6 protein-coding genes and 1 pseudogene are annotated in these 6,390 nt (G+C 64.9%); 5 read left to right on the forward strand and 2 right to left on the reverse strand.

Translation table 11 applies throughout. From position 1 onward, the window contains the following. The first annotated feature begins 8 nt into the window (after positions 1–8). From ACFVTC_RS40455 to ACFVTC_RS40475, 5 genes and pseudogenes are all read left to right on the forward strand, one after another. A complete protein-coding gene (locus tag ACFVTC_RS40455) occupies positions 9–455 on the forward strand; it encodes an FMN-binding protein (RefSeq protein WP_390134493.1) in 447 nt (148 codons plus the stop codon). 43 nt (positions 456–498) lie between these two features. Next, positions 499–1,224: an FAD:protein FMN transferase gene (locus tag ACFVTC_RS40460; RefSeq protein WP_390134502.1), complete on the forward strand. Its 726-nt coding sequence runs from the start codon at positions 499–501 to the stop codon at positions 1,222–1,224. A gap of 1,104 nt (positions 1,225–2,328) precedes the next feature. Continuing rightward, on the forward strand, positions 2,329–3,318 hold the full coding sequence (locus ACFVTC_RS40465; protein ID WP_390134495.1) for a LuxR C-terminal-related transcriptional regulator: 990 nt from the start codon (positions 2,329–2,331) through the stop codon (positions 3,316–3,318). A gap of 578 nt (positions 3,319–3,896) precedes the next feature. Further along, entirely contained in the window at positions 3,897–4,283 is a 387-nt protein-coding gene (locus tag ACFVTC_RS40470; protein WP_390134496.1) for a hypothetical protein, read from the forward strand. Positions 4,284–4,503: 220 nt separating this feature from the next. Beyond that, positions 4,504–4,752, forward strand: a pseudogene (locus ACFVTC_RS40475) (HNH endonuclease); the annotation flags it as partial. Between the two features lie 50 nt (positions 4,753–4,802). On the opposite strand, the gene ACFVTC_RS40480 reads toward ACFVTC_RS40475, so the two are convergent. Further along, a complete protein-coding gene (locus tag ACFVTC_RS40480) occupies positions 4,803–5,252 on the reverse strand; it encodes an SMI1/KNR4 family protein (protein WP_390134498.1) in 450 nt (149 codons plus the stop codon). Positions 5,253–5,388: 136 nt separating this feature from the next. Then, a protein-coding gene (locus ACFVTC_RS40485) for an IS5 family transposase (RefSeq protein ID WP_390134504.1) occupies positions 5,389–6,200 on the reverse strand; the annotation gives its coding sequence in 2 pieces (ribosomal slippage) (positions 5,389–5,874 and positions 5,877–6,200; 810 coding nt in all). Positions 6,201–6,390 lie beyond the last annotated feature (190 nt).

The raw sequence follows: 6,390 nt of genomic DNA on the forward strand, positions 1-6,390 counted from the left end.
ATCCCGTCATGCGCCGAGCCGTCACCGTCACCACGGGAATCAGCGCCGTGGTCGTTGCGCTACTGGCCCTCAAACCCCACCAGCCCCCCGCCCTGGACGGCATATCACGCGCACCTTCCGCCTCCTCCGGTCCGCGCACCACCCCCTCGGGCGCCCCGCCGGCTGGCGCGTCGACAGGGACCGGCACGTTCACCGGGGACTCCATCGACACCCCCTACGGGACCGTGCAGGTCGCCGCTACCCTGGCCAAGGGAAAACTCACCGCCGTCAAGGTCCTCAAGGCCCCCGACCAGAACGGCCGCGACCAGCAGATAGCCGACTACGCATTGCCCCGCCTCACCCAGGAGGCGCTCGGCGCCCAGAGCGCGCACATCGACGCGGTCTCCGGCGCCAGTTACACCAGCCAGGGCTACGTCCAGTCCCTGCAGAGCGCCCTGGACCAGGCCGGTGCCTGACACTACACACCCTGCCGGCGGTCTGCGGCACGTCGAGTACGTGATGGGCACGGTCTTCTCCTTCGACATCCGCGACGAACCCACCCCCGCCATCCATCGCGCTCTCGCCGACGCGGTACGCCACCTCCACCAGGTCGACGCCGTGTTCTCCACTTACCGGCCCGACAGCCACATCAGCCGCCTCGACCGCGGAGACATCCGTCTCGCCGAGTGCCCTCCCGAAGTCCACGAAGTCATGTCACTGTGCGCGCGGGCCACCCACGACAGCGACGGGTACTTCAGCATCAACCTCGCTGGCACCCTCGACCCGTCGGGTCTTGTCAAAGGGTGGGCCACCGAGGCCGCCTCCCATATCCTCTACGACGCGGGCGCCCACCGCACCTGCGTCAACGGCGGTGGCGACCTCCAACTCCGCATGCCAGTAGGCCACTCCACTCCGTGGCGCATCGGTATCGCCCACCCTCTGCATCCCGGCAAACTCGCCACCGTGATCACCACCGGCCGTGACCTGGCTGTTGCCACCTCCGGCACCGCCGAACGCGGCACCCATATCCTCAACCCACGCGACGGCACCGCCGTCACCGCCGTGGCCTCCCTCACCGTTGTCGGCCCACTTCTGACCATGACCGACGTTTATGCCACGGCAGCTTTCGCCCGCGGTGACGGTGCCCGCGGCTGGCTGGAGGCGCTGCCCGGTTACGAAGCCCTCGCGATCCTTCCCGATGGCCACCAATGGCGGACCTCAGGCTTCAGTCAGCACGGGTCCTGACACACCAAGACTCCGGCCCTCAATGCCCGCACCCCCCTCACTCAGTGCCTACCAGATGCCCATTGCGCAGACCCTGCGCAATGGGCATGGTCTGCGCAGCAGCAAGCCGTCGTCGGGGCGACCACACCGGTGTGGCTACACCGGTGCCGTTACCACGAACGGAGGGCGCTCTCCTCCTTGTTCGGCGCGTTCTACGCACGTCGCGGCAGCGGGACACTGCGCAGTCCCGGCACAGTGCCGCTGCACAACCGGGCGCGCCAGCCCACGACGCGTCGCGCCCGTTTCCGAAGCCCAGGCCGCTGGGTGCACCGGACGCTCCAGGGGCCCTTCAGCGTGATGGTCAACCGTCACGCGGTGACGCGTGCTGCGACGGCCCTGCGGATGCGTCACGCGTCTTCGGCTGTGTCCCGGCGCCTGCGCCACGAAGTCCGGCATCAGCCACCAGGAAGCTCCTCATACCGGTGGCCCCTGGCGGTCCGGCCTTCGAGGCGGCGCGGCGTGTCTGCCTGAAGCGGCTGTCGTTGAACGGACACCGCACACGGGTCCCCTACAGCCCGTCGACGGGGGGCGAGGGCCCGGGCTGATTTCTGGCTTCGGGCCCTCCGCTCACCCCAGACCGCTACGGGCTGACGAAACGTCCAGTTGGCGAGGACCGTACGGACGCTGATCACGCGCAGCGGCGCGCAGCGGCCGGACAAGCCGCTGCGCGCCGCGAAACAGAACTCAGCCGGTGACCGGTTCCATGGTCACCCGGAACACGGGATCAGTGGTGGCCGCCCTGACCACCCTGACGGGCCTGGCCACCCTGGTGCTGACCGCCACCCTGACCGGCCTGGCCCTTGAAGGACGACGTTCTCTGCCGTCCCCGCGCTGGGATCGTGACCATGCCCCGCGCCGAGCAACCGGACACGGGCCGAATCGCTGACGCCCTGTGCATCACCCCAACGAGGCACCCTCAGAAGATCTGCGCCCGAGGCCCTTTCGGTCCATGGACCGAAAGGGCCAACAACTTGTCAAAGCAAGGACCGAGGAGGAAGATCAACTCGCTGCATAGAGTGACGAGGTGTGGTTGCCGTCAGAGTGTGGGGCGGAGGGGCGGGGAACATGCTGGAAATCCTGGGGCTCGATTGGCAAACCGAAGCCGTCTACCGCGAGATGCTGACACATCCGGCAATCACTCGCGCTGATCTCGCCGCTCTTCTCAGTCAGACCGAGGAAGCCATCGGTTCCGCACTTGACCGGCTGCGTGGCCTGGCGCTCGTGCGCACGGACGAGGTCGGCGCTGTCCGCGTTGTCAGGCCAGAGGTCGGGATGAATCGGCTTTTGGCACTCCAGGAGGTACAGCTTGCTGCATGGCAGCAGCAGATCGGCAGATCCCGTGTCGCTGCCGCCCAGTTGATCTCCGAGTGCACAGACCTCGCCGGAGACCAAGACGACTCTGAGACTGAGCACCTGGTGGGCATTGAGGCCATTCGCAAGGGCATCACTGAACTGACCGGACGACTCAGCAAGGAGATCATGACTTTCGCTCAGGGCAATACTCAGCGCCCCGATGACCTGCAGGAAGCCCGGAACGTTGACCAGTCGATCCTGGAGCGCGGAGTCAGGATGCGCACCCTATGGCTTGACAGTATCCGAAACGACAAACCCACGCTGGAGTACGCCGAGTGGCTCCACTCACACGGTGGGCAGGCCCGTACAGTTCCCACCCTGCCGATACGGATGATCATTATAGACCGGAAGTGCGCACTCCTACCCGTGAACGCTGACGACGCCACAGCCGGTGCAGTCGTTGTCCACAGGCAGGGACCCATTGCCGCCCTTTGTGCCTTGTTCGAGAGCATATGGAAAACGGGGACAGTACTGGACGCTTCCCGACCACCGGATGACCACGGCCTGACGCCTCAAGAGAGGAAGTGTCTGGAGTTTCTCGCTCAGGGACTCACCGATCAAGCGATTGCGGGTCGACTTGGAGTCTCCCATCGAACCGCCCGCCGTATCGCGGCGACTCTCATAGAGAAGCTGGGTGCTCGGAGCCGGTTCGAAGCCGGCCTCAAGGCAGCCAAACGCGGTTGGCTTCTTGCCGACGACTGAGGACGCCATGGACAGACCGCACTCGAAACCGAACCCGCTCAAGCCCGTGCACGGTTCACGCCACCCGCGGGGAAGTTGCCGACGGCTGTGCGAACGACATCGCTCAGGCCCTGGAACGCGTCCGCGCTAAAGGTTGCACACCCGGCCACCTATGGCCTCGCCGTGCCTCTGGCCTGCTGCGCAAATGGATCTTGGTATGGCTTCAACAAGTTGACGTCTTATTGGACCCCGCTAGCGAAGAATCTCTAGACGGGTAATACAAGTCGATGATACCCGCAGCGAGAAGGGTTGCATATCCTAATCGTCCGACTTCGCGGCACACTCACCATCCCCCTCCTAATATCAGGTCGCATTTACCCCAAACCGGTCCAGGTAGTCGTCGACAATTTGCTTCATGCCCCGCCTTGACGATTCATGCATCAATAGAGATACTAAATCCAGATCCAATCGAAAGCCGGTGCGGTCCGGAATTCAAATGGTCGACCAGTTCCCCTAGAAAGTTCTCCCACCACAAAACCCTCTCCGCTAAAGAGAAAATTCTGCGACGGGGAATGTGAATTCAATGAAAGGACTAATAGATGTCGTATAGCCCACTGAAGAAGAAGGCTCTGCTTTCGGTTGGGGGTGCAGCCCTGGCGACTGTGGCGGCCACGGGCGGCCTCATCGCAAATGCCCCGAGCGCCAGCGCGATGGGCAACTGCTACCACTACGAACAGGCAGGTTACGCCCAGACGTTCACTGGGGCGAGTTTCACGGGGGACTGCTTCGAGTGGAAAATCGGCGGCACCCTAAAAGAGCTTCCTTCCTACATCGCATACAACACCAAGTCCGTTCGGAGCTGGCCGCTCTACGCTGGTCAGCAGTTCACTATGGGCAACCCCGAGGTGGGTAGATATCAAGTCGTTGCGGGGATCCAGTACTCCTCGCTGGGCTACCCGCTCAGCCAGAGCAGCTATGTGGTCTGATGCCGCCTTCCGGGTTCTCGTCTGGCAGCATCGCGTGATGCTGCGTCAAACTACCGCCCGGGGATAACTCGTTTCATCCGGCATGCGGGAAGCATCCGGGCTTCGCAGCAGTGTGAACAGGAACCGCGCTGACTTGTGCGGCGACGCTAGCCTCGACGCTTCGTGACGGCCCGTCGGTTGTTTCGACGGGCCGCTTCGGGGTTGCGGCGAGGCTCACCGCCCCGCCCTGGGGCCGAACTGCGCACTGACCGGCGGAACCTGGTACTCGCCCTACGACGACCAGTACCTCGACGGTGCGAAGAAACTGGACGTCGATCACCTCGTCCCGCTCACCGAGGCTTGGGACATCGCCGCCTTGGCCTGGACACCGGCAGAACGCGAGGCCTACGCCAACGACCTCGACGACCCCCGCGCCCTGATCGCCGTGTTCGCGGCCTCCAACCGGTCCAAGGCCGACGAAGACCCCAGCGCCTAGATGCCCCCTTACAGTGGCTAACAGAATGAGCCCCGCGGGCAGACCTACAGAGATCCCGGCTCGCCGTCGGCGATGAACCGGGTCAGGGATCCCTCCAGTAGTTCCAGAAACTGCCGCAGGTTGTCGGCTACCTTGTCGAGCTCTGGTTCGTCCAGTGATCCTGTCCGCGTCCGATGAATCGAGCCCTCAGGGCCCGCGATGTAGGAAAGGCCACCGCCATTCGAGCCGATGGCCACCTTATGGTCCGCGCCAGCATCGGCAGCGCCGTACTCCTGGAGTCGCAGCAGGACGTCACTTGGCGGGTCGAGGAAGTATCCGTTGCCAACGTCCGCCCAGGTGACAGCGCCGATGCTGTCGTAGAAAGTGACCAGGTCAGCCGGAATAAGGCCCGCTTGGGCAAGCGTGCGAGCCGCGGTTTGATCGTCGCGGCTGGCCGGCCGGACCTCGTTGGTTCCAGGGGGAAAGCCGTGCCGACGCTCGAACTCGTTCGTCATTTCCGCGAGGGTCCCAGAGACTCTGTCTGTCCACGTGGCCAGCCAGGCGGGTGAAAGTGAACGGTTGCTCATGAAGCCGGATCATGGCATGAGCCACGGACATCGATGAGGTGACCAGCGGCTTTGTACCCCACCGTCAGCGCAATGCCCTCAGTTGTCGGTGAGTGATGAGGCAGCAGGCGAGCTTCAGGAACGCTTCGTGGATGTCGGCCCGCTGTTCCCACCTGATCCGCAGGCGTCGGAAGCCGTGCAACCAGGCGAAACTCCTCTCCACCACCCAGCGGTAGGTGCCCAGCCCGGTGCCGTGTCGGGTGCCGCGGCGGGCGATCGCAGGCACGATGCCACGGGCGCGAACCTGGTCGCGGTAGATGTCGTGGTCGTAGCCGCGGTCGGCGAACAGCGAGTCCGGCTTGCGGCGGGGGCGGCCGACCCGGCCGCGGACCGGTGGGATCGCGTCGAGCAAGGGCGGTAGCTGGGTGACGTCGTTGCGGTTGCCGCCGGTCAGCACGACCGCCAGCGGGGTGCCGTGCCCGTCAGTGATCAAGTGATGTTTGGAGCCGGCTCGGCCCCGGTCGACCGGCGACGGGCCCGTCTGGGTCCCCCTTTTAGCGCCCTGACGTGGGAGGAGTCGACCACGCAGCGGGACCAGTCCAGCCGCGAGGCCGCATTCAGTTCGGCCAGCAGGGCCTCGTGCAGGCGCTGCCAGACGCCGGCCTGGTTCCAGTCCCGTAAGCGGCGCCAGCACGTCATGCCCGAGCCGAAGCCGAGGTCTTGCGGCAGGTACTCCCACTGGATCCCGGTGTGCAGCACGTACAGGATCCCGCACAGCACCTGCCGGTCCGGCAACGGCTTGCGGCCCGGGTGCCGAAAGCGTCGTTCGCGCTGCGGCAACAGCGGCTCCAAGCGGTCCCACAGCTCATCCGACACGATCCACGGCGACTTCCCCACACCGAACCGAACGCGCAACTACCGCCCTGGACACGGCCGTCAGGACCGAGCCACCTCATTGTGTTAGCCGCTATTAGACCCAATGCCGTTGCTTTGGGTCTGTACGCTCGCCGGTGTAACTGATGATCATGGAAGAGACATCAAGTGACTGACACCGTGACCGAGTCCGCGACCGCCGATGACCTGGCGG

Origin of the sequence: Streptomyces sp. NPDC057950, from assembly GCF_042887295.1 — a bacterium.
In the GTDB taxonomy this organism is placed as follows: Bacteria; Actinomycetota; Actinomycetes; order Streptomycetales; family Streptomycetaceae; genus Streptomyces; species Streptomyces kaempferi.